Source organism: Erysipelothrix sp. HDW6C (genome assembly GCF_011299615.1).
Classification (GTDB): domain Bacteria; phylum Bacillota_I; class Bacilli_A; order Erysipelotrichales; family Erysipelotrichaceae; genus Erysipelothrix.
The window spans coordinates 226,525-250,191 of the sequence record NZ_CP049861.1 but is presented as its reverse complement, the minus strand read 5'-3'; the positions used below and the strand labels follow the sequence as shown (position 1 = coordinate 250,191).

Annotated in this window: 25 protein-coding genes and 1 pseudogene; 20 read left to right on the top strand and 6 right to left on the bottom strand. The window is 39.9% G+C overall.

Features of this window, described 5'->3' with window-relative positions:
- Window positions 1-2: 2 nt before the first annotated feature.
- Complete coding sequence (locus tag G7062_RS01250) at window positions 3-1,040, bottom strand: LacI family DNA-binding transcriptional regulator (protein WP_166064106.1); 1,038 nt, start codon at window positions 1,038-1,040, stop codon at window positions 3-5.
- Between the two features lie 216 nt (window positions 1,041-1,256).
- Between G7062_RS01250 and G7062_RS01245 the strand changes: the two genes are divergently transcribed.
- The 6 genes from G7062_RS01245 (at window position 1,257) to G7062_RS01220 (ending at window position 7,749) form a co-directional block, all read left to right on the top strand.
- Window positions 1,257-2,411, top strand: a complete 1,155-nt coding sequence (locus G7062_RS01245; RefSeq protein ID WP_166064105.1) for a Gfo/Idh/MocA family protein — start codon at window positions 1,257-1,259, stop codon at window positions 2,409-2,411.
- Window positions 2,404-3,225, top strand: a complete 822-nt coding sequence (locus G7062_RS01240; protein WP_166064104.1) for a sugar phosphate isomerase/epimerase — start codon at window positions 2,404-2,406, stop codon at window positions 3,223-3,225. The genes G7062_RS01245 and G7062_RS01240 overlap by 8 nt, the downstream gene beginning before the upstream one ends.
- Window positions 3,218-4,186 (top strand): Gfo/Idh/MocA family protein, encoded by a 969-nt coding sequence (locus tag G7062_RS01235; protein ID WP_166064103.1) that lies wholly within the window; start codon window positions 3,218-3,220, stop codon window positions 4,184-4,186. The genes G7062_RS01240 and G7062_RS01235 overlap by 8 nt, the downstream gene beginning before the upstream one ends.
- An 18-nt stretch (window positions 4,187-4,204) precedes the next feature.
- Window positions 4,205-5,152: an ABC transporter substrate-binding protein gene (locus G7062_RS01230; RefSeq protein WP_166064102.1), complete on the top strand. Its 948-nt coding sequence runs from the start codon at window positions 4,205-4,207 to the stop codon at window positions 5,150-5,152.
- A gap of 61 nt (window positions 5,153-5,213) precedes the next feature.
- Window positions 5,214-6,728 (top strand): sugar ABC transporter ATP-binding protein, encoded by a 1,515-nt coding sequence (locus tag G7062_RS01225; RefSeq protein ID WP_166064101.1) that lies wholly within the window; start codon window positions 5,214-5,216, stop codon window positions 6,726-6,728.
- Window positions 6,694-7,749, top strand: a complete 1,056-nt coding sequence (locus G7062_RS01220; RefSeq protein ID WP_205700140.1) for an ABC transporter permease — start codon at window positions 6,694-6,696, stop codon at window positions 7,747-7,749. Before G7062_RS01225 ends, G7062_RS01220 begins: the two co-directional genes overlap by 35 nt.
- 28 nt (window positions 7,750-7,777) lie before the next feature.
- On the opposite strand, the gene G7062_RS01215 is transcribed toward G7062_RS01220, so the two are convergent.
- Window positions 7,778-8,455 carry a transcriptional regulator gene (locus G7062_RS01215; protein WP_166064100.1) on the bottom strand — a complete coding sequence of 226 codons (678 nt, stop codon included), beginning with the start codon at window positions 8,453-8,455 and terminating at the stop codon, window positions 7,778-7,780.
- 328 nt (window positions 8,456-8,783) lie between these two features.
- On the opposite strand from G7062_RS01215, the gene pflB reads away from it, so the two are divergent.
- From pflB to G7062_RS01160, 11 genes are all read left to right on the top strand, one after another.
- Window positions 8,784-11,009: a formate C-acetyltransferase gene (gene pflB / locus G7062_RS01210; protein ID WP_166064099.1), complete on the top strand. Its 2,226-nt coding sequence runs from the start codon at window positions 8,784-8,786 to the stop codon at window positions 11,007-11,009.
- Entirely contained in the window at window positions 10,996-11,739 is a 744-nt protein-coding gene (pflA, locus tag G7062_RS01205; protein WP_166064098.1) for a pyruvate formate-lyase-activating protein, read from the top strand. Before pflB ends, pflA begins: the two co-directional genes overlap by 14 nt.
- A gap of 161 nt (window positions 11,740-11,900) precedes the next feature.
- The gene (locus tag G7062_RS01200; RefSeq protein ID WP_166064097.1) at window positions 11,901-12,581 is read left to right on the top strand and encodes a response regulator transcription factor; all 681 of its coding nucleotides are present in this window, start codon (window positions 11,901-11,903) and stop codon (window positions 12,579-12,581) included.
- Window positions 12,574-13,902, top strand: coding sequence for an ATP-binding protein (locus G7062_RS01195; protein WP_166064096.1), 1,329 nt, complete (start codon window positions 12,574-12,576; stop codon window positions 13,900-13,902). The genes G7062_RS01200 and G7062_RS01195 overlap by 8 nt, the downstream gene beginning before the upstream one ends.
- A 154-nt stretch (window positions 13,903-14,056) precedes the next feature.
- Window positions 14,057-14,434: a GntR family transcriptional regulator gene (locus tag G7062_RS01190; protein WP_166064095.1), complete on the top strand. Its 378-nt coding sequence runs from the start codon at window positions 14,057-14,059 to the stop codon at window positions 14,432-14,434.
- Window positions 14,435-14,456: 22 nt separating this feature from the next.
- A complete protein-coding gene (locus tag G7062_RS01185) occupies window positions 14,457-15,071 on the top strand; it encodes a hypothetical protein (protein WP_166064094.1) in 615 nt (204 codons plus the stop codon).
- Complete coding sequence (locus G7062_RS01180; protein ID WP_166064093.1) at window positions 15,068-15,640, top strand: hypothetical protein; 573 nt, start codon at window positions 15,068-15,070, stop codon at window positions 15,638-15,640. Before G7062_RS01185 ends, G7062_RS01180 begins: the two co-directional genes overlap by 4 nt.
- Entirely contained in the window at window positions 15,618-16,355 is a 738-nt protein-coding gene (locus G7062_RS01175) for an ATP-binding cassette domain-containing protein (RefSeq protein WP_166064092.1), read from the top strand. Before G7062_RS01180 ends, G7062_RS01175 begins: the two co-directional genes overlap by 23 nt.
- A complete protein-coding gene (locus tag G7062_RS01170) occupies window positions 16,348-17,181 on the top strand; it encodes an ABC transporter ATP-binding protein (RefSeq protein WP_166064091.1) in 834 nt (277 codons plus the stop codon). The genes G7062_RS01175 and G7062_RS01170 overlap by 8 nt, the downstream gene beginning before the upstream one ends.
- On the top strand, window positions 17,165-17,806 hold the full coding sequence (locus G7062_RS01165) for a hypothetical protein (RefSeq protein ID WP_166064090.1): 642 nt from the start codon (window positions 17,165-17,167) through the stop codon (window positions 17,804-17,806). The genes G7062_RS01170 and G7062_RS01165 overlap by 17 nt, the downstream gene beginning before the upstream one ends.
- Before the next feature lie 178 nt (window positions 17,807-17,984).
- Complete coding sequence (locus tag G7062_RS01160; RefSeq protein WP_166064089.1) at window positions 17,985-19,487, top strand: GNAT family N-acetyltransferase; 1,503 nt, start codon at window positions 17,985-17,987, stop codon at window positions 19,485-19,487.
- Between the two features lie 22 nt (window positions 19,488-19,509).
- Here G7062_RS01160 and G7062_RS01155 read toward each other — a convergent pair whose 3' ends face one another.
- The 4 genes and pseudogenes from G7062_RS01155 to G7062_RS01145 form a co-directional block, all read right to left on the bottom strand.
- Entirely contained in the window at window positions 19,510-20,436 is a 927-nt protein-coding gene (locus tag G7062_RS01155) for a hypothetical protein (RefSeq protein WP_166064088.1), read from the bottom strand.
- Window positions 20,437-20,490: 54 nt separating this feature from the next.
- The gene (locus G7062_RS11600; protein ID WP_371741492.1) at window positions 20,491-20,727 is read right to left on the bottom strand and encodes a hypothetical protein; all 237 of its coding nucleotides are present in this window, start codon (window positions 20,725-20,727) and stop codon (window positions 20,491-20,493) included.
- A gap of 134 nt (window positions 20,728-20,861) precedes the next feature.
- Window positions 20,862-21,023 (bottom strand): annotated as a pseudogene (locus tag G7062_RS11595) (DUF1700 domain-containing protein); the annotation flags it as partial.
- Window positions 21,020-21,337 (bottom strand): PadR family transcriptional regulator, encoded by a 318-nt coding sequence (locus tag G7062_RS01145; protein WP_166064086.1) that lies wholly within the window; start codon window positions 21,335-21,337, stop codon window positions 21,020-21,022. The gene G7062_RS01145 and the pseudogene G7062_RS11595, both read right to left, overlap by 4 nt.
- Window positions 21,338-21,443: 106 nt before the next feature.
- Here G7062_RS01145 and G7062_RS01140 point away from each other — a divergent pair, with 106 nt between their 5' ends.
- From G7062_RS01140 to G7062_RS01130, 3 genes are all read left to right on the top strand, one after another.
- A complete protein-coding gene (locus tag G7062_RS01140; RefSeq protein WP_166064085.1) occupies window positions 21,444-22,193 on the top strand; it encodes a threonine/serine exporter family protein in 750 nt (249 codons plus the stop codon).
- Window positions 22,193-22,630 (top strand): threonine/serine exporter family protein, encoded by a 438-nt coding sequence (locus G7062_RS01135; RefSeq protein ID WP_166064084.1) that lies wholly within the window; start codon window positions 22,193-22,195, stop codon window positions 22,628-22,630. The genes G7062_RS01140 and G7062_RS01135 overlap by 1 nt, the downstream gene beginning before the upstream one ends.
- 96 nt (window positions 22,631-22,726) lie before the next feature.
- Window positions 22,727-23,560 carry a helix-turn-helix domain-containing protein gene (locus G7062_RS01130; RefSeq protein WP_166064083.1) on the top strand — a complete coding sequence of 278 codons (834 nt, stop codon included), beginning with the start codon at window positions 22,727-22,729 and terminating at the stop codon, window positions 23,558-23,560.
- Window positions 23,561-23,667: the final 107 nt, after the last annotated feature.

Below are 23,667 nucleotides of genomic sequence, written 5' to 3'. Positions count from 1 at the left end.
ATCTAGTTCTCCTTAATGGTCATGGGAGTCGATTCTCTCACAATCAACTCAGTTTCTAAATAAATTTGTTTCGCAGGAATACCGGGTGTAATAATACGCTCGATTAAGAGCTCACACGCCTGGCTTCCCAGTTGATAATTAGGTTGTTCGATTGTTGTTAGGGGTGGATCGACCATTGTTGATATCTCAATGTTATCGAAACCGATGATGGCGCAATCTTCAGGAACACGTAATCCTTTTTTGCGACATGCTTTTAATGCTGCGATAGCGTAAACGTCTGAGACGCAAATAATGCCATCGGGTTTATCCTTCTGATTCAGGATATGGAGAATATTTGAGTAGGCAAGTTGAAAATCGACAGCTGATAAATGGGTGACGAGTTGTTCGTTAACGGGCACGTTGTGCTCGCTCATAACAGCTCGAAATCCTTTTTCACGAAGTCGTGCGTAGTTGAGTTTAAGGCTTGAGTTGATGAATGCGATGTTTTTGCGACCTAAAGAAAGCATGTATGACGCTGACTTGCGCATGGCTTCCTCATCATCGATACATACATAACTTACGCTTTCATCACCGATATACTCTGAACAAAAAACGAGCGGCGATTTGTGACGCAAAACATCCACAATCGGGGTGTATCTTTCTTGAGTGATTGAGGACAAAAAGATAATCCCGGCATAGTTTTGTGACTTCAGAAATGCCTCGTAGTCTGCATATGTTGTATATTGATTCTTTGTTTGTAGAAATAAGATGTCATAGCCATTGTTTGCTGCTGTTTCTTGAATACCATCAAGAACAGGGACATTAAATGGGTTACTCATTTCCGTAACACAAACTAAGATTGTTTTGCTTTCGTTATCAGAAAGCAGTTCACCTTTGCGTATTTCAAAGCCTAATTCTTTGATGGCATCGTGGACACGCTGCTTTGTTTCTGGCTTCACGCGATCTTTCCCGTTAATTACACGAGAGACGGTCGCAATGGATACGCCAGCGCGCATCGCGACATCTTCTATGGTTGGTTTTAGTGTTTTGTCAATATCCATGATGTCCTCCAAATCCGTTCTAGGATATGTGAATTATATCATGAGAAAGTTCAAAATCAATTTTTTACGTAAGAAAACATTACAATTGTGATAAATAATTATCAAATTACATAAATAATGCAGAAATTTATTGACTTTTTGTTATGAAAGGGGTTACTATTTAAATGCAAAGTGTAAATAAGTCTATATTTACTGTAAAAAGGAGATTGACACAACATGAAACAGCATAAAACAATGAAAGCAGCCATCGTTGGAACGGGTTTTATTGGTAAACAGCACTATGAGGCGATTCGTCGTCTGCCTAATACAGGCGTTGTGGCTGTGGTGGATGCCGATGCAACTAAAATTGCTGCGTTTGCGCAAGAGTATGGTATTGAGCATGCTTTTACTTCAATGGAGGAGCTGTTGGACAATTTAGAAATTGATGTTGTCCACATCTGCACACCAAACTTCTTGCACTATCCAATGGCGAAATTAGCCCTTGAGCGTGGTGTCAACGTATTCTGTGAAAAACCACTGTCACTGACAGCACACGAGTCTGAAGATTTGGTTCGAATTGCGAAAGACAAACAGGTTCATCATGCAGTGAATCTCAATTATCGAAGCAATGTGATGGTGCGTGAAATGCGTCATCGTATCCAAAACGAGCAAATTGGTAACGTTTTGATGATTCAAAGTGAGTATATTCAAGATTGGCTTATGTTTGATACGGATTATGATTGGCATTTCTTACCGAAAATGGTTGGTCCTTCACGGACTGTTGCCGATATCGGAACCCATGTATTTGATATCGTTCAATTTGTGACAAACTCCAAAATAAAAGAAGTATTTGCGAACTTGGTTACGGTTTATCCACAGCGATTCCAGCGTGAACAACGTGGCGAGACATTCAGTCAAGAATATGTGGGTGAGGCAAAGGCCGTTGATGTTGTCAATGAAGATGCGGCAATGATTATTGCTCGCTTGGATAATGGAGCTCAGGTAAGTATTGTCTTATCCCAAGTAACAGGTGGTTACAAAAATGGTTTAGAGATTGTTGTTAGTGGATCAAAGTCTTCCCTAACGTGGAAACAAGAAATGGCCGATCGTCTTATTGTTGGTAACCGATTGGGTGGGAATGAGATGCTGTATGCTGATCCCAAGTATGTTGATCGTAGTCTGAGTGATTTTATTTCTTTACCTAACGGTCATGCAGTGGGTTGGGCAGATGCATTCAAGAATTCAATTCATGAATTTTATAAAACCATCCAGAATGATGTGTACCAATCGGATTCGATTGTGGACTTTAACGAGGGTCACTATCTCATGAAACTTGTTGAGGCTACATTGGAAAGTAACAAAACAAAACAATGGGTGACAATTCATGAATAAACGCCCGATTGCTGTTAATACGAATACCTATCATGGTTTCTCACTTCAAGAGGCACTCGATAACATTGCCGAAATTGGCTACCATAACATCGAACTCACCGCAACGGATGGGTGGACAGAGCATGTCCACCGAACAATGAGCATGCATGAACTTGTGGCAATTAAACAAGAGATTGCACGGTTGGGTTTAAATGTTGTGGGAATGAGTGGTCACACCAATCTAATGGATCCGACGCGGTTGGGCGATTTCATTGATAACATGCATCTTGCACACTTCTTTGACAGTAAGTACATCGTAACGTCGGTCGGAGAAGCACATCTAGAGGATGCGAATCATGCGAGTGATGATCAACTCCGTCAAAACATTCAAAAAGTCATACCCTATCTTAATCTCCTTGACCTTCAATTAACGATTGAGGTACATGGTGATCATGGAACTGGAAAACGGATTCAAGAGATCATTGATCCCCTTGATAATCCACGCGTGGGAATTGCATACGACACCGCAAATGCCATCTTTTATGGTGAGGGTGATATGTATGAAGATTTGGAATCGGTTGTTGATGATATCAGCTATGTACATTTGAAAGATAAAGATGGTGCAAAACAAGAGTGGAACTTCCCTGCTATTGGGAAAGGAACGCTAGACTTTAAGCGTATATTTGAACTCTTGGATTCATCGGACCGGATAATTCCAATCAGTATTGAAATCGAGTTTACACAAGCGGGACCCAAAGATATTGATGAAGTCAATCAGGCGCTTCGCGACTCAAAAGATACTTTAGAAAAGTTAGGATGTGATATCCATGGTTAATATTGTAATCGTTGGCGCAGGTGGTATGGGAAATGTCCATTACATGTGCTACCAAGAAATAAAGGCTGCCAATGTTATGGCAGTGGTTGGGACATCAGATAATGACCGTAACCGTGCGGCAGAATGGAATGTGCCAGTCTACAGTACCGTTGATGAGGCAATTTTAAATCACAATGTGGATTTGTTTGATATTTGCACTCCAACATTTACACATTATGAATTGTGCAAGTCAGTGCTCACCAAAGGTATTGATGTTATTTGTGAAAAACCCTTGTCGCTAAGCAGTCGTGAGGCGGCGCGGTTATTTGATATTGCACGCGATAATGCATGTCACTTGTATGTCGCTCACGTCGTGCAATTTATGGATGCAACGAAAGTACTTCGCGATTTTGTAAAAGACGAGCGCTATGGAAAACCCTTGGATGCTGTCTTTGAACGCTTATCGGAAGTGCCGCGTTGGAGTAATGGTTGGATGTTCGATAAGAAGAAGGGAGGATTGTTGCCATATGATTTACACATCCATGATTTGGATTTGATGATCAGTTTGTTTGGCCGACCAGAAGGATTTAGTTTTACCACAAGCAGTGGAAATGGTCAGTATGAAGAACAGTATCGATTCAACTACACTTATCATGGACTCAATGTAGTCGCTGAAGCAGCATGGTTTAATGCACAGATTCCGTTCACCGCACGTTGGCGCGTTTACTTTGAAAACGGGTTATTGGTGAATGATGGAGAACGTGTCATTGGCTATCCTGCACAAGGAGACATCGAAGTGTTTGTATCTTCGTCGCAAGAGGACGCGGCAGAGACGGGAATCAACGTTTCAGATATTGGGATGTACCACACTGAGTTGGAACATTTCATTGATTGCATCGTTGCAAACCAAGAGACACCGTATGTTTCAGAGCAACAAGTCATAAATGTATTAGAGCAATTGGAATTAATGATCAAAGAATAAACAATTCTAGGAGGAATTATGAAAAAGACTTTCAAATCATTAGTAGTACTTGCAATGGCTTTCGTATTAGTCGCTTGTGGATCAAGCGAGAAACCTGCAGAAGGTGAGAAATATAAAATTGGTATTCTTGCACCATCCGTAACACACGGTTGGGTAGCGGCTGTTGCGACAAATGCTGAAGCACGCGCAAAAGAACTTTCAGATAAAGTTGAATACAAGATTTATACAAGTAACAATGCTGCGGAAATGACAACACAACTCGATGATCTTAAAACATGGGGAGCTCAAGCGATTGTAGCGTTCCCACAATGGGAAGGTATGGAAGTTCCAATTAATCAGGCTGCAGAAGAAGGCATTAAAATTGTTAACTTCGACATTGAAATCAATGGTGATGATATCTACCGTGTAACGGGTGATAACGAACAAATGGGTGTTAAAGGTGCTGAATACATTGTGGATAAAATCGGTAAAGAAGGAACCGTTGTTATTTTGGATGTTCCAACATCAGGATCTGTTGCGCAATTACGTAAAAAAGGATTTGAGGAAACAATCGCTAAGATTGCTCCAGAATTAAATCTTGTAACGTATGCGACACAATTTACACGCGAAGCAGGACTTACAGATATGTCAGATATCTTAACTGCAAATAGCAAAATTGATGCTGTATTCTCAATGGACGATGAAACATCAATCGGTGCGCTTCAAGCAATTTCCGAAGCAGGCCGTACAGATATTAAAGCCATCACCGGTGGTGGTGGAAGTCAAGAATACTTCAAGATGATGCCAGAAAACACAAACATTTGGATTTCATCAGCATTGTATAGCCCAACAATGGTTAAAGATGCTGTAGACGTTGCACTTGAACTCTTAGAAGGTAAAACTCCTGAAAAAGTACGTGTTATTGAAACACAAATTGTTGACCGTGAAAACTACCAAGATTTCTTGGATGCGAATTCACCATATTAATGGTTAAGTAAGGGAGCAAGAGTGCTTGCTCCCTTTTCCTAATTGGAAGGATGTGACAACGATGATAGAAATGAAGAATATATCAAAATCATTCGGTGCCAACCGTGTATTATCAAATGTTGATTTAACAATCAAAGATGGTGAGATTTTAGCCTTGTTGGGTGAAAATGGCGCTGGGAAATCTACATTGATGAATATACTCGGTGGAGTACTCCCCATGGATGAAGGGGAGATTATGATTAATAATCACGCTGTTAATTTTGAGAGCCCTGTTGATTCATTGAGTTCAGGGATTGCTTTCATTCATCAAGAATTGAATCTTGTTAATGATCTTGCGGTCTATGAGAATCTCTTCTTGGGAAATGAAATTATGAAAAATCGTTTTGTACCCGATACGAAAACGATGATTGAGAAGACACGCGAAATTTTTGCGAAAATGGATCTCGAACTTGATCCATGTGTCCATGTTGCAACATTGGACGCATCGTACAAACAAATTGTGGAAATCTCTCGTGCGCTCTTAATGGATGCTAAGTACATCATTATGGATGAACCAACAACATCCCTAACGGGACCAGAAATCGAACGCGTTTTCAGTATGATGAAGAAACTTCGAAACGAAGGTGTAGGAATCATCTTTATTTCGCATAAGCTTGAAGAAATCATGGAAATCTGTGATTGCTATACTGTCTTGCGTAATGGAAACATGGTTGCATCAGACCGTGTAGCGAATACCAATACAAAAGAGTTGGCGCGACACATGGTTGGGCATGATGTGCGATCCGAAGTCATCGTACGTGAACGCAATTCTGGAGAAGTTGTCCTTGAACTCAATCAATTAACACATGAAACATTGTATAAAAACGTTGACCTTCAGGTTAGAACGGGTGAAGTCATGGGCGTTACTGGACTTTTGGGTGATGGAAGAAGTGAGTTATTCTTATCCGTGTTTGGTGACATTCCTTATCAAAGTGGAACAATTAAAGTATCAGGAAAACCAGTAACCATCAATTCCATCACAGCTGCGATGGAACTCGGTATTGGATATGTTCCGCGTAACCGAAAAGAAAATGCCATTATTCGTGATATGGACATTTTAGAAAATGGAACGCTCGCCTCGTTTGATGCTTACAGCAATGCATTCGGACAACTCGATATGAAGGGCATATTAGAAGCATTCAACCAGAAACGTGAAGAATTACATATAAAAATGGGTAAGCCAACAGACTCTATAAACAGTCTGTCGGGAGGGAATCAACAAAAAGTAGTACTCTCTAAATGGCTTCTTACAAATCCTAAGATATTGATTCTTGATAATCCAACGCAAGGGGTTGATGTTGGATCGAAAGAAGAAATATACGACATTATTCATAAGCTGGCGGATAGTGGTGTTGCTATTATTCTCCTGTCAAATGAACCACAGGAAATTATTCGTACTTGTGATCGTACATTGGTTATGTATCATGGGGTCATTCAAGGCGAACTTGACCATGAACAGATGAATGAACACAGTATTATGCACCTAGCAACAGGTGGAAAAGATGAAGAAGGAAGTGACATCAATGGAAGCAATTAAAAAGAAATTTAATTTTGAGAACATCAAACACATGTGGTCTGAGAATCCTGTATTTAGTACCGGTATCGCACTTTTGGTGATGATTGCCTTGCAAACAGCAGCACTGGGGTTTAACTATCCATCATTTATGGCATGGCTCGATGCATGGGTTAACAATATGCTCAACATTCTTCGTAATAATGCCAGTGTGGGTATTATTGCCTTGGGAATGACTTTTGTTATCATTTCTGGGGGTATTGAGCTTTCGGTTGGTTCAATGCTTGTTGCCATCAGTGCAGTATTGATGCTCTTCATCGATGGAAGTGCAACAGGAATTCTTACATCGATAGGAATCACAGGTTTACCTGCCTATATTATCGGAATCATTGTCGCGTTGGCGATGGGGATCTTACTGGGGACTGGGACGGGTTTGCTCATATCTAAAGGAAAAATTCCGCCATTTATCGCAACATTGGGAACAATGAAAATATTCCGTAGTGTTACGCAACACTTTATGCAATCGGTCACGCCAACCGTACCGGCAGGATTTCTCAACATTGCCAATTACAAAATTGGTGGCCGTTATTTATTACCAATAATTTACTGGATTATTGCAGCGCTCATTCTGGCGTATGTCGCAAAGAAAACTCGATTTGGTCGTCGCATCTTTGCAATTGGATCAAACCAACGTGCTGCGAAACTATCGGGTATCAATGTTGACCGTGTTCGCATCGGTATTTATACATTGATTGGATTCCTCGTTGCGATTGCATCCGTACTTCAAGTTGCGCGTATTGGTTCAATGGACTTTGCCAACGCTGGAAGTGGTTATGAAATGGATGCAATTGCTGCAGTAATTGTTGGGGGTACAAGCATGTCGGGCGGTCGTGGTTCGATAGCCGGAACTGTTTTGGGTACATTGATTATTGCGGTTATGAACAACCTTCTGAATCTCTTGGGTGTACCACCCTTCTTGCGTGAGGCCTTCAAAGGATTAATTGTAGTATTCGCAGTGCTCTTGCAAAAGAAAGAACAAAACTAAAAAACCAGCCAATTGGCTGGTTTTCTCATTAATTATCTTTTGCTTTGACGTTTTGTAGGTAACGATAGACTGTTGGTTCAGAAATCTTAAGCATTCTTGCAATCTCCGGAACTGCCCCTTTGAGTAAGAAGAAGCCACTGTCATAAAGCACTTCAATCGTTTCGAATTTATCTTCTTGTTTGAATTTATCAACAGGAATTCCTTTGGAAACAGAGAGTTCGAGAACTGTATTCTCAGCCATTTCCTCAATTGAACGTGAGAATGTTTCGGGGATGACCGAATGTTCTTCCGTTTGATTTTGACGATAGGTTCTCAAGAGTAATTCCATTGTATCAATTGTACTGTTAAGTTCCTTAAAGATGGACTCATCAGTATTAACGCATATCATCCCTAAAAGTTCGTTATCTTTACGTAAGTAAAACGAGGCAGATTTTAACTGCTTATGATCACGGTTGGCGATCTCACGATAGCCGACTGTATAATCTAAGCCCTCATTAATCCCTGTTTTTAATGCTCTCAGTACATAATCGGTTGCTGGAGCCCCAACCTCACGTTTGGTAATGTAGTTATTGCGAATAGCGAGAACCGATGAATCCAGGTTGGTTAAGTCATGTAAGACGATTTCCGAGTTCTTTCCTAAAAGCTCTGCTAGGAAATCAATAACAGGGATGTATTTCTTTAGGTATTCCGTTGGATTAAAGTCCATGCGATGTCCCTCCATTTCGTATGCCATTATTATATAAGAAAAAGCGCTTTCTTACAATCGCCTATTCCATCATAAACTTTGTGAAACCACTTAACAAGTATATTGCACAAATAACAGAATATCGGCTATGTAAGGGGTTTATCCAATGTAAGTCACAAAACAATGTGAAAACGCGCACACATTTCTCAAGTGTGTTGGAAAACCCTGTGATTTTGAAGGGAAATTATCATAATTTGAGAAATGATAAAAAATAGTTACGTCATCGTAAAACTTGAGCGAACAGAGTGGTAAAATGAGAATGTAAAACAGCAAAGGAGATGCTTACAAAATGACAAATGCATGGAATGGATTTAAAAAAGGACAATGGCAAGATAAAATCGACGTACGTGATTTTATCCAACTAAACGTTACACCTTATGAAGGTGATGACAAATTCTTAGCACCACTTGCGGACTCAACAGACCGTCTTTGGAAACGTTGCTTAGAACTACTTAAAGAGGAAGTTAAAGTTCGTGTTCTTGATATTGAAATGAATGAAATGTCAGGAATCGATAACTTTGCTCCAGGATACATCATCAAAGAAGATGAAGAAATCGTGGGACTTCAAACAGATGCGCCATTAAAACGTATTATCAACCCTTATGGTGGTATTCGTTTGGTAGATAACATCTTGGATATCTATGGACGTAAATTAGATGATCAAACAAGCCACTTCTGGCATACATATACCAAAACTCATAATGCTGGTGTATTTGACGCTTATACTCCTGAAATCCGTAAATACCGTACAACAGGACTTTTAACAGGTCTTCCAGATGCTTACGGACGTGGACGTATTATTGGTGATTACCGTCGTGTTGCACTTTACGGTACAGCATTCTTAGTTGACGAAAAGAAAAAAGACTTAGCAGGATTGACGACAATCAATGCAGATGGAATCCAACAACGTGAAGAAGTTAATGAGCAAATTCGCGCATTAGCAGCAATCACATCAATGGCTTCAAAATATGGTTTCGATATTTCAGTTCCAGCTACAAATGCAAAAGAAGCAATCCAATGGACATACTTCGCATACCTTGCAGCTGTTAAAGAAAACAACGGTGCTGCTATGTCACTAGGACGTACTTCATCATTCTTAGACATCTATATTGAACGCGATCTTAAAGCTGGATTAATTGACGAAAATGAAGCACAAGCTTACATTGATCAATTCATCATGAAACTCCGTTTAGTACGTCACTTACGTACACCAGAATACGATGATTTATTCGCTGGAGACCCAACATGGGTTACAGAATCAATCGGTGGTATGGGCGATGACGGACGCACACTTGTAACAAAGAACTCATTCCGTTACTTACATACACTTACAAACTTAGGACCTGCACCAGAACCAAACATGACTGTTCTTTGGTCAGATGACATGCCAATTGGCTTCAAACGTTACTGTGCGAAAATGTCAATCGAAACAGGTGCTATCCAATATGAAAATGACGATATCATGCGTCCAGGATTTGGCGATGACTACGGAATTGCTTGCTGTGTTTCAGCTATGCAAATCGGTAAACAAATGCAATACTTTGGAGCACGTACAAACTTAGCAAAGGCACTTCTTTACACAATTAACGAAGGTCGTGACGAAGTTAAGGGAATTAAAGTAATCGAAAATGTACCTGCAATGAACGACGATGTTCTTGATTTCGACAAAGTCATGGTTGAATATGACAAAGTCTTGCAAGAAGTAGCACGCGTTTATGTTGATACAATGAACATTATTCACTACATGCACGATAAATATGCATACGAAAAGAGCCAAATGGCACTTCATGACACAAACGTACAACGTTTGATGGCATTCGGTATTGCTGGACTTTCAGTTGTTGCTGACTCATTATCAGCTATTAAATATGCGAAAGTGTCACCAATTCGTAATGAAGAAGGATTAGCTGTAGACTTCAAGGTTGAAGGCGACTATCCAAAATATGGTAACGATGATGACCGTGTTGACCAAATCGCTGTTGATTTAGTTGAACGTTTCTCAGAATTACTCAAGACACACCCATTAATCCGTGGTGCTAAACATACACTTTCAATTCTTACAATTACATCAAATGTTGTTTATGGTAAGAAAACAGGTGCTACACCTGATGGACGTGTTGCTGGAGAACCATTCGCACCAGGTGCTAACCCAATGCACGGACGCGACAGCTCCGGAGCACTTGCTTCACTTAACTCAGTTGCTAAGATTCCTTATGCAGAAGTTTGTGAAGATGGTGTTTCAAACACATTCTCAATCGTTCCTCAAGTTCTTGGTAAGAGCGAAGACGAACGTGTTAACAACTTGGTAGGTGTTATGAATGGTTACTTTAACCAAAAAGCTCACCACTTAAATGTTAACGTCTTAAACCGTGAGTTATTACAAGATGCTATGAAGCACCCTGAAAAATACCCACAATTAACAATTCGTGTCTCAGGTTATGCCGTTAACTTCAACCGTCTATCGACAGAGCAACAAGAAGAAGTTATCAGCCGTACCTTCCATGAAACAATCTAGAACAGGTTATGTTCGCAAATTAGAATCAATGGGAATGGTGGATGGTCCAGGGATAAGAACGATTGCGTTCTTATCGGGCTGTCCCCTTCGCTGTCTATTCTGTCACAATCCAGATATGTGGCGAACAGATCCAGCGGATGAAATCACGGTAGAAGCGTTAGTCGATAAACTCAAGCGTTACAAACCTTATTATGGAAAAGATGGGGGTGTGACGTTCTGCGGTGGCGAACCATTAAATCAACCCGAGTTTCTATATGAAGCGATGAAAGCGTGTAAGGCTGAAGGCATTAGCACATGTCTTGATACATCCGGATTCGGACGTGTTGATACATTTGATGATATCCTCAGTGTCACTGACACGATTCTTTACGACATAAAGGGTCTTGAAGAAAAAAAATACCGTGAAATGACCAGTGCACCATTACGTGTGACACAACAATTTCTTGAGAAAGCACAAGCTCACAATGTTCCAATTTGGATTCGTGTGGTTATTGTGCCTGGTTTCCATGACAACTACCAATATATGAATGAATTAGCAGATTATATTGCGCCATTAAATAATATTGAGCGCATTGAGTTGTTACCTTACCATACAATGGGTGTTAATAAGTATGAAACGATTGGTAAAGAATACCCTCTCGAAGGTGTACCTGCCATGAATAAAGATACATGTATGGAGCTTCAAGAGTACCTCATCAACAAAGTTGATGTGATTCGAAAAAGTAACTAAGAGCAGAAATTTCTGCTCTTTTTTGTGCCTTAAATTAAGATTAAGGGTCTTCTGTACAGATTTATGTACTTTTAATGCATAAAGTACATAAATCTTCACATGAACCATGTGTTGAATTGGAACATTGTGAGATAATAAACAAAGAAAAATGGAGGTGCGATATGAACCGTATATTATATATTGAAGACAATCCTGAATACAATGAATACATTACTCGCCGGCTACGAGAAAGTGGGTATGACGTTGATACATCATTCAACGCGCTCGAAGCAATTGAGAAAGTTGCAATTTACAGCTATGACCTCATCCTCTCAGATTTAAACTTAGAAGATATTGATGGAATTCGCCTCATTTCAACTGCGAAAAATATTGATCCCTATATTCGTACAGCGATATTAACAGGAAATCCATCCGCGGAAACAGAGTTGGCAGCCATTGATTTGCACATTGATTTGTACTTGGATAAAACGCGCGATTTCTCAGTGATCGTAAAGTATATTGAAAATTTATTTTTGAATGATATACCAAAAGTTGCACAACATAAACAGCGTCTCGTATCGAAGAAAGAGAACATTATTGTGGACTTAGATACTCGCATCGTAACAAAGGAAGACACTACCATTGATTGCACACCTATTGAATTTGGAATTTTGGAAACACTATTGCGCAATAAATCTAAAGTTGTATCCCGAAATGAAATTCTAACGGCTGCATGGCCTAATGATTGCAACGACGGCATGAATGAGCGCATTATTGATGTACACGTAAAGAATCTAAGAATGAAGCTAAAGACTTTTTCTATAGCATCAATCCGTGGTGTTGGTTACAAGTGGAATGAGTAAAAAGGGTAGAATTCAACATTCGATTATCCTTTTTGTATTGGTTGTATCTTATGCACTAAGTGTGCTCCACATACTGGGTAAAACTGTTAATTTTCCAAATGAGTATGCACGTTATGAAGTTGATTTTGTTAAATCGGTTGAAGCTGAAGTTATCCAATCAATTGGGATGGATAATGAGAGTCGTCGAAGCCATCTAAACGATCTCTCCGAACGTGCGAATTATCATGTTACAATCAGTCGTGGCACAGAGATTGTGTATGACTCTGGAAAAGCACGTTTGACCAGTGCTCCCTTATTAGTTGAAATCGACAAAGCAATCGATGATGTGAATCTCCATCTGACCATATTCCAACAACCGGAAAACTTAAATTTCTCTGCATTTCGTTGGTCACAAGGTATTGCAACTGCTGTGTCGTTTCTAATCCTGCTAATAACAGTTTATTACTTTTACAAACGTTTTGTTGTACCCATTGATCACATCGAACAGTCAATTGACAGTCTTGAACAACTAAAGTTTGATGAGGTAGAGTCGGGACCAATGGAGATAAACCACCGACTCGCAACGGTATCGACACGACTGGGGAGAAAAGTTGACGAAGTAAATCTTGAGTATACTGAATTAGAGAAAGAGTTTTTAATAAACTCTGCATACCTAGACATGACAGTGACCCTTGCACGGGGATTTGTTCACGACTTGAAGTCACCTATTCATCGCGTTCTAATGCTGAATAGCGAGCTGTTGCGAAAGTTTGCGAAGCTTACACCCACAGAATCAAAACAACTGATGGGAGAGGCGATACAGGCGAGCAGTGAAGCGTTGAGTGATATCAACGACGTTATCGAACTCATGGGAAACGAGGCTCATGAATTCGCAACCCGAAAAGACACCATAGATTTAGTGGTGGTAGTCCAAGATATTTTGAGTCATTTCGGACAAGATTTTCTTAGGAAGTCAATCATACTCGATTTGGAGTCTGATGAAACCATTCCTATGGAAATCAACCAAGTAATCTTGAAACTTCTTATTCATAATCTCATAACGAATGTGAGTAAATATGCCAACGATGGAAGTGTGGCTTCCATTGACTTAAATGGGGATCATGACAGTGTCATCTTGACCATTAGTAATGAAACAACACGAGAACACGTTGCACGAATTAAACAAAGTAACAGCGTATTCAGTACCATTTATTATGATGGTGAAGATATTGGTCATAATGGCGTCTATTTAATTAAGGATCTAACAAACTTGCTCAATGGACAAGTTGATATCTCGATTGATACCGATCGAATCACAGTAACGATTCGCCTTCCGAAGTAAGAACACCAATCTCAAAAAGCCTACTGCTTCCGAATAAAAGCAGTAGGCCTTTTTTTACGTAGAGTCCATTTGTGGATTTATTTGACGATTATAAGATCTTTATATTGACAAATCTGTACATACTGTATATATTGAGTATATACAGAGGTGACACATGGACTTATACATTCGTAACAATAGCGACAAACCAATTTATGAACAAATTGCGAGTCAACTCAAAGAAAAGATAATCGCCAAGGAACTTAGACAGGGCGAACTTTTACCATCCATCCGACTCCTTGCTAAAGAATTGCGAATCAGTGTCATTACTACGAAACGTGTCTATGAGGAGTTGGAACGCGATGGATTTATTGTCACGGTTCCCGGTAAGGGAAGTTATGTTGCCGACCAGAAACACGAGGTCCTCAAGGAATCGTACCTCAGTGAAATACAAGAGAAACTTGAAGCGATTCTTGTACTCGCAAGAGCAGCAAAGATTAGTAGGGAAGAAATCATTGAAATGTACGATATATTAGAAAATGAAGATGTGTAATACTTAGAGAAGAGGGAAGCTTATGTGGGCCATTGCTTATCAAAACTATTGCGAACATGCGCGCTTTAAAAATATCATTCAAGAACTAATCGGTATTGTGGCTTATATGGCTTCCTTCTATTTGCTTGATACGCTCGTTGGGGATACACCATCAAGTTCCCTGATTCAGCTGCAAATGATGTGGTTCATATATTCAAATGATTATAATTTGAAAGCCGCAAACAATGCCTATTCGTATTCACTTCCGTATCGATGGTACGAAATTTGGTTGGGGAATTATCTATTTGTATTGCGTGGTGTGGTTGAAGTGCTGGCAGTTGGATTGATTATTTCAGCAAGTGGCATACAGGTAGTCACGGTTCCTATCATCGTTGCGCTTATAGTAATGAGTGGCCTTCAATCCTATATTTACGTCTCAATCAGGCTGGTGCCAACCTTACGTAATGGCGTTAAACAAACAATCGTCTATGCTTCACAGCTCTCATTTCTCATCGCCGCTTATTTCATCACAGGTGGAAGAAATCTAAAAGCTTCGTTTCTGGGGGTAATCCTATTCGCTGCACTTCCAATTATTACAGTTCATGGTCTTTCTTATCGGTTGCGCCCAAAGAAAAGATTAGAGGAGGAAATCATATGATGTCTCAAATGGTTCTAAATCTGAATCGAGATCGCAAATCACTTTTGATTCATTTGGGTGGTGGAATTGCTGCCGTTTTTATTTCTTTCACCCAGAGTCAGGATTCTAATCCTTTTGCCATGGTCTACGTATTTGCCATGATCACAAATGCATCGTGGAAACCCATCAGTGCATTTGAAAAATCTTTACCGCTTACTTTTGTTGAGCGTTTGGTTGGAAACATGGTATTTGCACTAGCATATGCAATTATACTTCTTGTTCCAGTCATACTTTCCCAAAACGATGCTAACATGGGATTTGACTTTGTCATCTGTATCTACCTTGTCAGTCTGCTTCGTACGATTGTGGAAAGTAATTATATTCGCAAAACGCCCATTACAGATTATTCCTGGCTAATCGCGATCGTCTATGCTTTTATCGTTATCCTCTTGATATTTGCGGGTGTCCTTGATTTCAGTTATACGTTTATATCATTAAATCTTCTCGTGGTGGTTATCTATCAATTACTTAAAGAAACAACATTGTACAAGAGCAGGAGGAAAGAATATGGCATCAACATTGAGCGTTAAAAATCTTTATGTAGAGAACACATTTGAATTAGGACCGTTAAACTTTGATTTACCACAAGGGATCATTTGCGGCATCTTCGGTGAAAATGGTGCAGGAAAAACGACATTAATCAAAGAATTGGTGTCCCACAACCCCATGCAAAGTGGAACAGTCATGTGGGAAGGGAGGAAAGAATTCCGCGAAATTCTCGCCTATATGCCGGACACATTTCCATTTAAAGACAATCTAAGAGTAAGAGAAATTGTGCGCATTATGGAATTAACCTTTAAACACGCGTGGGATAAAATGGCATTTACAGATGCAACTGAGCGTTATGATATTGACGTCAATGATCGCGTGTCAATGCTTTCTACAGGGATGCGTCAACGGTTGATGTGTGCGATCGCATTGTCACATAATGCTGAATTACTTGTTTTGGATGAACCCACAGAAGGAATTGATCCTGCAACGCGTCTTGAAATCATTGATGATCTCAGTGATTACCGTTACAACGTTGATGCTACCATTCTCATCGCTACACATAATGTGAGCGAATTGGGCCGTTTGATTGACTACATAATCTACCTTGAAAATGGTGAAATGATCTTAAAGTGTGATATAGAATCACTTCAGCAAGAAGGCCGTAAGGTGCTGAAGGCAAGGGGCGTTGATGAAGAATTCGCAACAATTGACGCGTTTATTAATTTAATGCAAGGGACAGCACACCATGATTGAATTTAAGAATGTTTACAAACTGCGTAATAAATTGAGTATTGAAGACTTAAATCTAACGATAGGAGAGGGTAAACTTGTTGTCCTGTGTGGAAAAAATGGCAAAGGCAAATCGTCACTCCTCAAATTGATTGCCGGCATCATTGATGCGGATGCTGGAGAAATTCTTATTGATAACCAATCAATCATGAAGTACAAAAAAAATCATGCAATAGCGTACATGCCAGATAACTATCCATTTTCTGATAAGGATGCCTTTACATCCATTGTGGAGTGGATGGAGTATGTTCAACCCTTCTTTAAAAAAGAAGGGTCCTGGAATCGTTTGAAAGCACTTGAGGGGAATGGGTTTGGAACACGGGAAGAACTATCGAATGGGAGCAAAAAAATATCAATGTACGCAATTGCGCGCTCAATTGAATCATCGCTATTAATCTTAGATGAGCCGACGTTAGGTTTGGATAGTAAGCGTAAGCAACTGCTCCTTGATGATATTCAAGAGTATATGTTGGATGGTAAAAATACAGTTATAGTAAGTAGTAATAATATCGAGGATTTTGAACGAATATGTGATCAAGTAATTTATATTCAAGAGGGCGTGGTGTTATTTCAATCAAGCCCAGATGAGATCGTCAGTCGCTATAAATTATGGCAAGGTGCCTTTGAGGACCTTCCCACGGCAGGAATCATAAATTATTGGTCCGGTGATTTTGGAACTGAAGCACTCATGGATGCACAACATGCCACTGTGGATAATTTGGAAACCATTTCACTTGAAAGAGTCTTGTATTATATCGAAAGGGTGCATCGTCATGAAAAAATATCTTAGATACGAACACAATGCTATGCCCTTTGTGCAAATTTCGGGACAGATATGTGTAGTTCTTATTCTCGTCTATAGAATCACAAACAACGAATTTGGTAGTGAAACGTTTTTGGGAACAACGGGTATTCTATTGTTGACGAATGCATTGTTGATTCTTGTATCCAGTGAACGGTATGAAGAGACCCTCTCGACTCGCATGCAAGGCTATTTATTATCGACAGAACTGAACAAGCAAGATATTATCAAGGGACTTCGCACCCATATCCAGTGGCGTATGTCACTGGGAATGGGTGTCGTTGTTCTGTTCACGATTGGTGTCTTATTGCGACCAATTCAAATTACAGCAGTGGATGTTTTGACTACCTTAGTGTTTGGTGCAATTGCTCATTATATTGTATTAAATAGTACCTTAGCAAGTACACTGCGTGGAGCAGGACATGGCGTGTTCGTTCGTATGATCGTAACGGCATGCATGTTTCTTATGGTGGGATACAAGCGATTCGATGGTATTTTGTTTAAAATCACTACAATCGGGATGATAGCACTCTTTGCGTGCTATGGTTTGTATAGGGTATTCTACGCTGATCGCAATATTGAACGTGAGTATTGCAATCGCGATATAACATAAAAAAAGGGGAAACCCTTTTTTTCTATTCAGAAACACGATATACTAGAGGTAGAGAAGAGGTGGTCTTATGCTTACAACATTCACAATGACACCTCGTAAGAAACTTTAAAATTAACTCTTGCGTGGACACTCATCATAAAGTAATAAAGTGTTTTTTACTATGCAAGAAAGGGAACATATGCAAATAAAGAAAACAGAATATAAAGATTTAGTGAATGTGCAGAAACTTTGGAATCACCCGGAAGTTATGAAGTACGTAGGTTTTCCTGATGGATTGGGAATAACGTTTGAGGCACTTGAATCATGGATCAAGAATATCGAGGGAAGCAAGATATCATCGCATTTTAGTATTTATGATGATACCCTGGGTTACTGTGGAGAGACGTTTTATCGTCTAGACTATGAAAACGATTTTGCGACATTGGATATTAAAGTGCTTCCGCATGCTATGGGCAAAGGAATCGCTGCGTATGCATTAAGTTATGTGATTGATACGGTACTCAATAAAACAGGTGTGAGTCGTTGTTGTGTCGATCCAAGTCTTGAGAACAAAGATGCGTTACGCTTGTATGCGAAACTTGGATTTATCGCAAAACCTGTACCGACTTACTATCGTGATGCAGACACATACTTTGAAGTAACATGGAAGACTTTTAAACCCTCACCGCATTACTTGAAAGATAGTATTACATTGGAGCAGCCGAAAGCATCCGATATGGAACGGTTGTGGGAGTTAAGTGCCAAGGAGTCATACTATCCATGGACCGAATTGGATGCACCATACTTTAATGAATTTGAAATGCTGACATTTGAAGATTATCTTGAACGCGATGGAAAATTCCTTTTAAATAGCAAGACTGCGCTGGTCATTCGTTATAACGATGCCATTGTCGGTTGTGCAAATTATTACTGGGAAAATAAAGATACACGTTGGTTGGAATTTGGAATGGATATTTTTGATGATGCGTATTGGTCGAAGGGGATTGCACGTACTGTTGCAATTGAAATGACGCAACGTATTTTCGATAATGAGAATGTTGACCGTGTTGGGTTTACGACATGGTCGGGAAATTTTGGAATGATGCGCGTTGGTGATATTCTTGGTTTCAAACGAGAAAAGGTCGTCAGACGTGCGCGCTATCATAAAGGCGTTTACTACGATTCAGTAGGTTATGGCATTACCCGTGAAGAATGGAATTGTGATCATCACTTTGCCTATCAAACTCAACAAATATTTGATGCTGAGAAGAAGTCGGAGGTATGTGCACATATTCTCGAATTACTTCCAGAATGGTTTGGCATTCCAGAAAGTACTGAAGCGTATGTAGAAGAGGTTAAAGCGATGGTTGTATATGCAGTGTATGATCAAGCCAAGGTGATTGGATTTACGGCTTTAAATTACCATGCTGGAGGTGCTCTTGAGATTCATGTCCAGGGAATTGATCCCTTGTATCACCGACATGGAATCGGTCGAAAACTCATGCGACTTGCAGAAATTCATGCTGCCCAAAATAGAATTGAGGTTTTAATGGTTAAAACACTGGCTGCTTCACATCCAGATCCGCATTATGCCAAGACCCGTCTCTTTTATGAGGCTGTCGGTTTTCATGGCATCGAAGTTTTGCCACAACTGTGGGGTGAAGCGAATCCCTGTCTAATCATGGTTAAGAAAATAAACTAAAAAAGCTGTCGCGAGACAGCTTTTAATGTGTAAGGGTAAGGGATTGATTAAGTCCATCCATAGAAATGGAAATGTTTTGGTTTCCTTCGGAAGTGGTGAAGTGATCCCTGATGTCACCAAACAGTCTTGAATTACTGTTGCTTCCAATCAAGTTAGAATAACTGGAACTTAATCCGGTCATGCGTACAGAGTATCCTGATTTTTCTTGGACAATCGCAATGACATTAACATTTAATCCGTCAGTATCAAGTGTCAAATCGCCCATACTGGATACATTTGCGCTCATGTTCAAAGTATTGGAATTGATGGCAAGCTTATTTTTATTTCCAACGATTGTTGCATTAACATCGGCACCATTAATATCGATGTTACCTGCAACATTTTGAGCATCCAAGGTGAGGTTCAATGTATCAAACTTTAGTGATCCTTCAATATTATTGACCTTGACTGCCGTATTGAGGGTCTTGACGACAACACGGTCGAGAGTCTGGATTGATTTTGCGTCGATTGAGACGTTTTGAACCAAGGCCTCAATTCGAATGCTTCCCTTCATAGAGGTTGGGAGTACCAATGCAATCGTATCGAAACGCGGATTGTTACACGATAGAATGTTCCCGTTGCACAAACTTTCAGAAGTTTTAATTGTGAGCGATTCTCCAGATGTACGGACCACAAGATCAGTGGATTCGCCTACGGTCTTGAGTGAGGGTGTTTGCGAATCATCAAATACGATATTGATACTGTTTGTCGCATCTGCATAGATGTTGATGTCTGTAATCGATGCATCAAGCGGTTGTGTGTTCTCTACGAAGTTCCCAGTGATTGTTTCATTAAAGTTTAACTGTTCATAGATTTGGCGTGTAACACCACCAACAGCAACGCTTGTTAGTGTTATTCCCACAATAACAAGCAGGACAGGAATCCAGATTTTGTTGAATGAGCGTCTCATAGTGACAACTCCGGCGATCCCATAATAATTTGGTATCCCTTTTTAATGATGCGGTTAAATGCACGGAATGCCAACAGTGAAAGCCATGCAATTCCCACACCCAATGCAAGCATTCCTACAAAGAGCAGTACAGTCGTTCCAAATGAGAACGGTGTTGATATAAAGAAAGGCCAAGCAGCTTGCATTAACGGTGAGAAGAGCACAATCACGGAGCAAACCGTAAACACAAATCCGATGAGTATGAAGGATAAGATTACAGCATATACACCAATAATGGGTCCAATCAAGAATACACCTGCCATCATGAAGACACAGAAACGTAAGAAGCGCGCGCTGGTTGTATCATAAGGGCGTTGTGGTTCATGACGATAGGATTGTGATTGCGCTGTATGCGTGCGTCCACCTGTAAATTGACGTGCCATATCAAGAGGATCTCCCAATTGGCGTGAAACCTCTTCCTCAGTTTTTCCCTCTTCAAGGCCAAAGTCAAAGTGTGACGCAACATCATTAATAATGTCATCAATCTCATCAAGTGGTAATACTTGAATGTTCTTCCTTAGGATGTGTAAATATTCATTTCGTGTCATAGTGTGTCTCCTTTCAACAGTTCGTCCACATGATCTGTGAAATCAAACCATTCATCAATTTTAATCTTCGTATATTCCTGACCTGAAGCAGTCAATGAATAATACTTGCGTGAGGGTCCTTGTGATGATTCAACCAAACGGGTTGACACTAAGCCATCATCTTTTAATCTCTTGAGTAAGGGGTACATTGTCCCTTCGGATATTTCAATCGTTTCCGAGATAAGGCTGACGATTTCATACCCGTAGTATTCTTTTCGCGATAAGAGTGCAAGCACGCAAAGCTCAAGAACACCTTTTTTGAATTGTGTGTTCATCACATCACCACCTTGACAACATAGTATCACATAGTACCTTGCGATACAAGGTACTAATACAAATTCACTAAAAAGTGTTAGAATATGAGAAGAATGGTGGTGGGTCATGAACTATAAGGAAGAAGACATGCTTTTGGATGCATGTATCTTGGCAGGAAAAATTTTAATGGAAAACGGTGCAGAGATGCATCGTGTTGAAGATACCATGAACCGCATGTTAGCGGTAAAGCATGGTACAAACGAAGCGATGAGTTTTGTGATTCCCACCGGAATTTTCGTAACAACGCATTTTGGTCACAGTACAAAAATGAAACGGATATCCAGTCGTCGCCAAAATATGGAAAAAATTGGCGAAGTCAACCGCGCCTCTCGTGAATTCAGTGCTGGGATACTTAACATAGAAGAACTCTATCAACGTATGGGTGAGATTGAAAAAGAAACACCCGATTTCCCACAATGGTTAAAGATTGTTGCAGCGGGATGTATTAGTGGTGCAATGATGCTTATTTTCCAAGGCTCATTAAATGATATGGTGGTAACCATTGCAACGGGGCTTATAGGATATTGGTTTTATACAGTTGTTAGCAAAACAATGCAGGTACGATTTTTACAAGAATTCATGGCGACGTTCTTGATGGCGACATTTGCAAACTATTTAAATTCATTGGGTTTGGTAACAAATATAGATACGGTCATCATTGGAAGTATTATTGTTTTGGTTCCGGGGATTCAAATCATGAATTCAATTCGGGATTTCTTGGTAGGGAATACCATATCAGGAACGGTGTTCATGATTGAAGCAATCATGATTGCTGGGATGATTGGAGCAGGTGTCATGAGCGCCTTGAGGTTTTAATGATGACAATAATAACGCAATTACTAAGTAGTTTCATTACATCACTAGGATTTGGAATCATTGTTAATGTTCCTCGCCGTGTGCTGGTTCGCTGTGGTTTAACGGGAATGTTTGGGTGGATGGTCAATTGGATTTTATTGGGACAAAATGTAAGTACTACAGTCTCGGTTTTCTTTGGTGCTGTAACTGTGTCCGTTTGTTCAATTATTTTTGCACGCCAAGCAAAAGTTCCAACGACGACATTCAACCTACCGGGAATATTTCCGCTCGTCCCAGGTATTTCGGCATACCAAGCTATTCGTAGTTTAATGAGTGGCGATTACATCATGGGAATAGAACTTCTTACTAAAACATTTACCATATCGATCACCATTGCGCTTGCGATTGTTGTGATTGAGATATTTTACCGTATTATCATGAAAATACTGACGAAATAGTGACTCAAGCGTTACTTGAATTTCAAATTCAAGGAGCGCTTGCTTTAATATTTGGTACTCACATCGTAAGATTTAATCAGAAAGCGAGGCATGATTATGAAAATCAGTCACAACGTAAATACATTTGATATGAACCATCTTGGTAAGGTAATTGCCACACAACGGAAGCAACGGAATCTTACACAAGGAGAGTTGGCAGAAACGCTAGGTGTAAGCCACCAAGCAGTATCATCTTGGGAAAATGGATTAACAAGTCCAGATATTGGAAAACTATCAGAACTCTCACAAATATTTTCCATTTCAATTGATGAGCTCCTTGGTAATGTAAGGATGGCAGAATCAGTACGCAAAGTAGAAAAAAATGAGCCGTTAAATGAGAAAGAACTCATAGATATTGCGCCTATTACAAAACCAGATCTCTTTGAAAAAGTATTCAGTAAAGTTGATCCTGAAGAATTCACAGTGGAATCACTCATTGCAATTGCGCCATTCATGGAGTCAGATCAGATTAAAGATTGGATTCTTGAAAACATTGATCGCTATGGTATACGTGATATTGTGCCACTGGTTGCATTTATTGATGAAGAAGATCTGGGTATGATTATCGGTCGCTTAGAACAACGAGAAGATTTTAAACTTAAAGATATTATCCCTTTTGCACCTTTTATGGATGCAAAGACCATTGATAAGTTATTCACCGATGCTCACGCAAAGAGCGAAACAGAAGGAATTGAAGGATTGTATCCATTTTTAGAAGAGGATGCCCTTCACAAACATGTTGAAAATACTTTATCTCAACCGAATGCGCGTGTTGAAGGCTTAATTCCTCTCGCACCATTTGTGGATGAAGAAACGGTCAAATTAATTGTTGATTACCTGATACGAGAAAAACGAATGGCCGAAATTACACCGTTCGTTGTATTCCTCTAATGTTTAGCGTCATTGCCCGAAAACCGCGTAAGACAATTATTCAGATTAAGTTACCCACAAAAGATTGGTCATGGATCATCATTGTTGGAAACGACAGTTGAGTATTC

What these genes read in the sequence shown, in the direction of transcription:
- G7062_RS01250 (WP_166064106.1), bottom strand. Translation starts at nt 1,040, where the DNA reads ATGGATATTGACAAAACACTAAAACCAACCATAGAAGATGTCGCGATG.
- G7062_RS01245 (WP_166064105.1), top strand. Translation starts at nt 1,257, where the DNA reads ATGAAACAGCATAAAACAATGAAAGCAGCCATCGTTGGAACGGGTTTT.
- G7062_RS01240 (WP_166064104.1), top strand. Translation starts at nt 2,404, where the DNA reads ATGAATAAACGCCCGATTGCTGTTAATACGAATACCTATCATGGTTTC.
- G7062_RS01235 (WP_166064103.1), top strand. Translation starts at nt 3,218, where the DNA reads ATGGTTAATATTGTAATCGTTGGCGCAGGTGGTATGGGAAATGTCCAT.
- G7062_RS01230 (WP_166064102.1), top strand. Translation starts at nt 4,205, where the DNA reads ATGAAAAAGACTTTCAAATCATTAGTAGTACTTGCAATGGCTTTCGTA.
- G7062_RS01225 (WP_166064101.1), top strand. Translation starts at nt 5,214, where the DNA reads ATGATAGAAATGAAGAATATATCAAAATCATTCGGTGCCAACCGTGTA.
- G7062_RS01220 (WP_205700140.1), top strand. Translation starts at nt 6,694, where the DNA reads ATGAAGAAGGAAGTGACATCAATGGAAGCAATTAAAAAGAAATTTAAT.
- G7062_RS01215 (WP_166064100.1), bottom strand. Translation starts at nt 8,455, where the DNA reads ATGGACTTTAATCCAACGGAATACCTAAAGAAATACATCCCTGTTATT.
- pflB (WP_166064099.1), top strand. Translation starts at nt 8,784, where the DNA reads ATGACAAATGCATGGAATGGATTTAAAAAAGGACAATGGCAAGATAAA.
- pflA (WP_166064098.1), top strand. Translation starts at nt 10,996, where the DNA reads ATGAAACAATCTAGAACAGGTTATGTTCGCAAATTAGAATCAATGGGA.
- G7062_RS01200 (WP_166064097.1), top strand. Translation starts at nt 11,901, where the DNA reads ATGAACCGTATATTATATATTGAAGACAATCCTGAATACAATGAATAC.
- G7062_RS01195 (WP_166064096.1), top strand. Translation starts at nt 12,574, where the DNA reads ATGAGTAAAAAGGGTAGAATTCAACATTCGATTATCCTTTTTGTATTG.
- G7062_RS01190 (WP_166064095.1), top strand. Translation starts at nt 14,057, where the DNA reads ATGGACTTATACATTCGTAACAATAGCGACAAACCAATTTATGAACAA.
- G7062_RS01185 (WP_166064094.1), top strand. Translation starts at nt 14,457, where the DNA reads ATGTGGGCCATTGCTTATCAAAACTATTGCGAACATGCGCGCTTTAAA.
- G7062_RS01180 (WP_166064093.1), top strand. Translation starts at nt 15,068, where the DNA reads ATGATGTCTCAAATGGTTCTAAATCTGAATCGAGATCGCAAATCACTT.
- G7062_RS01175 (WP_166064092.1), top strand. Translation starts at nt 15,618, where the DNA reads ATGGCATCAACATTGAGCGTTAAAAATCTTTATGTAGAGAACACATTT.
- G7062_RS01170 (WP_166064091.1), top strand. Translation starts at nt 16,348, where the DNA reads ATGATTGAATTTAAGAATGTTTACAAACTGCGTAATAAATTGAGTATT.
- G7062_RS01165 (WP_166064090.1), top strand. Translation starts at nt 17,165, where the DNA reads ATGAAAAAATATCTTAGATACGAACACAATGCTATGCCCTTTGTGCAA.
- G7062_RS01160 (WP_166064089.1), top strand. Translation starts at nt 17,985, where the DNA reads ATGCAAATAAAGAAAACAGAATATAAAGATTTAGTGAATGTGCAGAAA.
- G7062_RS01155 (WP_166064088.1), bottom strand. Translation starts at nt 20,436, where the DNA reads ATGAGACGCTCATTCAACAAAATCTGGATTCCTGTCCTGCTTGTTATT.
- G7062_RS01145 (WP_166064086.1), bottom strand. Translation starts at nt 21,337, where the DNA reads ATGAACACACAATTCAAAAAAGGTGTTCTTGAGCTTTGCGTGCTTGCA.
- G7062_RS01140 (WP_166064085.1), top strand. Translation starts at nt 21,444, where the DNA reads ATGAACTATAAGGAAGAAGACATGCTTTTGGATGCATGTATCTTGGCA.
- G7062_RS01135 (WP_166064084.1), top strand. Translation starts at nt 22,193, where the DNA reads ATGATGACAATAATAACGCAATTACTAAGTAGTTTCATTACATCACTA.
- G7062_RS01130 (WP_166064083.1), top strand. Translation starts at nt 22,727, where the DNA reads ATGAAAATCAGTCACAACGTAAATACATTTGATATGAACCATCTTGGT.